The sequence below is a fragment of the Halobacillus sp. genome, from assembly GCF_049282395.1.
In the GTDB taxonomy this organism is placed as follows: Bacteria; Bacillota; Bacilli; order Bacillales; family Halobacillaceae; genus Halobacillus.
In genome coordinates, this window is the sequence record NZ_JBAPTY010000221.1 from 1 (window position 1) to 2,952 (window position 2,952).

Consider the following 2,952-nt stretch of genomic DNA (forward strand, 5'->3'; position numbering starts at 1 on the left):
CCAACCATGACAGGAAGAAGGTCACTTCCTTTCATGTTCGTTCTTAAGCTTGTCGAGGCTGAACAAGGCACCTCCACATTTGTCCGTCCAGTCCATACGCCGCTGACCAAGGTGCTTCCGCTTTCAACCGGGTAGTCTCGTCATTTCCCCACCAGGCCAACTTTATTAGGAATAACGGTCCTTCGTAAAGAGAGGATTTTTTCTTCTTTAACCTGCCTGAAATGCTTATATAACAGGCTATCCCGTATAGTTCAGCTTGAATAAAGTGTGTACGCCCATGTGGTTATTTTTCTTCGAGTGGGTGAAGGATAAAGCCGTTTCGAGTCTCAGATTCCGCCAGGTCCGGAGGGGGATGATGTAGACTCCTGTGGGATAGACATGATCGGTGAGATCCCGCAGGGCTGTTAAGCCCGAGGAAGCTTACCACATGGGATGTCTAAGATCGCCACGTCCTGTGGCAACGTCGAACGACCCTGCGTCGTGCAGGGCCGGAAAGCGAAATCGTCCCCCGGAGGACCTTCCTTATAACCCATTTATCTCGAAACTGAGTCTTACAGTATAGGGAGCTTATCTTTAATAAGTTAGGCCATAACGGGATTGGTTCGTCAAGTTATCTCTCGTATGAGAACAGTAGTAAGACATATACTATTTTCAAATTGCAACGTAAATGTGATTTCTCTATTTGACTATATTGGAAGGGATTAACCCGTATGGACAAACAGGAGACAACGGATAATAAAAAGATTCAGTGGTGGCAGCTCTCATTGATTGGAGTAGGATGCACAATTGGTACGGGTTTTTTTCTTGGTTCTGCTTTGGCAATGAAAAGAGGAGGGCCAGCTGTACTTCTCATCTTTTTGCTTGCTGCTATCGGAACATATGTAGTATTTGATGCCTTATCAGCTATGACAGCCGAGGATCCTCAGAAAGGTTCCTTTCGGGCATATGCTAAAAAAGCTTATGGGAGATGGGCGGGATTTTGCAACGGATGGGTGTATTGGTCTTCTGAACTGCTTATAATGGGGAGCCAGTTGACAGCCTTAGCCATCTTTGCTCAATTTTGGTTCCCTAACGTACCGCTTTGGGTTTCCTCAAGTGTATTCGGCGTTTTGGGGATCGGGGTTATTATTACCGGTGTATCGGGGTTTGAACGATTTGAAAATATATTTGGCGTTATGAAAATAGCGGCAATTTTAATGTTTATTATTATTGCATTTCTTGCTGTAGGGGGAGTTTTAAAAGGCGGCCAGCCTGACCCATCGTTTACATGGGATAATAAAGGATTACTTCCACTTGGTTTAACCGGACTATGGGCAGCGTCTATTTACGTGTTTTACAGTTTTGGTGGAATTGAAGTTATGGGTATAATGGCGAATGAACTAGAAAATCCGAAAGATGCTCCTAAGTCGGGAACATTTATGCTTTCATTACTCACAACTATTTATGTAGTATCCATAGGTCTCGCATTATGGCTTGTCCCTTATACTAAATTTAATGGGGATGAGAGTCCATTTATTACCGCTTTAAGTAAGTATAATCTATCTTTTGTGCCCCATGCATTTAATGGAGCTTTAATCATTGGAGGTTTTTCTACTATGGTAGCCTCACTGTACGGGATCACAACCATATTAACCTCGTTGTCAGAAGATGGAGATGCTCCTGAATTCTTCTCTAAAACAGGTCCTAGAAAAGTTCCTTATTATGCCGTACTGCTAACTATCGGTGGTTTAATTGCTTCAATAATAGTTGCTTTACTGCTCCCGGAGAAGATATATGAATATTTAACCACAGCTGCTGGCCTCATGCTTTTATACATCTGGCTGTTTATCCTGTTTTCTTATAATAAAATCATGGAGTTAACTTCATTTAAACGTGTAAAACGGCTGGTAGGATTAGTGTTAATTTTACTTGCAGTTTCGGGAACTTTATTAAATAAAACAAGTCGAATTGGATTTTTTGTGAGCATAGGTTTTTTACTGGTTATTGGTATTGTAACTATATTTATGAAAAAGAAATGGAAGCATTTAGAAGCGGAAGAGTAATTGGAATGCTTGAAAACCAAAATAAGCAGCAAATCCTAATAAACTTAAACCTGATAGAGTTGAGATTACTCGAAGCAGGTTGGGTGTCAATACTTTTCTAAAGCCGCTAGACAGAGAAGCCATGAATATATCCCAGACCATTAAACCTAGAAGGACAGCACCTCCATAGAGCAGAACCTGAGCCAAGTTATAACGATCAATGGAGTCAGCTAGAATACTACCATAAATACCCAGCCAGAAAAGAATGGATAATGGATTTGTAATGGCCAGCAGGAAGCCATTTGTGAACGTTTTCTTTAAAGATTCTCTACTTCTCAACTCCCCAATCCCAATTTCTTTTGTACCTTTAAAACTCTCAAAGGCCGTATAAAACAATACAAATGCTCCGAATAACCACAGAAATGATTTCATTAAAGGAATTTCTAAAAAATGGACAACTCCAAAAAACACACAAAGTATAAAAAATAAATCAGCTACAATAGATCCTAACCCAATAGCCCAGGAATGGAGGAAACCGTTTTTGATCCCCTGGTCGATTTGTGCAGCGTTTATAGGACCGATTGGCGCGGCAAGCGATAACCCTAGCAAAATGTAACTAAAAAAAACCCCCATCACGACACTCCCTCTTGAATTGCTTGTCCTAAATATATTCAGTGTCGTTAAAGTTTATGTAACGTAAATAAGGGACCATATGTAAATAAACCACTGTGCTGTAAAACAGTGGTTTAAATGTTCAGTTGGAAGCCTGATAAGTTTCTACAATTAGACGCAGCAAATCGCTAGCCCGCTGAATTTCTTTCTGGTCAGTCTCAGAATTTAGGTCAGGATCTTGCATTAATTCATTGAGAGCCTCTTCAGCTATCTTCACATGCTGCTGTGCTTCTGCAAACCCGGTTTGATTCTCCTGCAT

2 protein-coding genes are annotated in these 2,952 nt (G+C 41.0%); one reads left to right on the forward strand and one right to left on the reverse strand.

Annotated elements, in window-relative coordinates; genetic code table 11:
* The first annotated feature begins 710 nt into the window (after positions 1-710).
* The gene (locus WAM07_RS09715) at positions 711-2,042 is read left to right on the forward strand and encodes an amino acid permease (protein ID WP_422166413.1); all 1,332 of its coding nucleotides are present in this window, start codon (positions 711-713) and stop codon (positions 2,040-2,042) included.
* Here WAM07_RS09715 and WAM07_RS09720 read toward each other — a convergent pair.
* Positions 2,025-2,654 (reverse strand): LysE family transporter, encoded by a 630-nt coding sequence (locus WAM07_RS09720; protein WP_422166414.1) that lies wholly within the window; start codon positions 2,652-2,654, stop codon positions 2,025-2,027. The genes WAM07_RS09715 and WAM07_RS09720 overlap by 18 nt on opposite strands.
* Positions 2,655-2,952 lie beyond the last annotated feature (298 nt).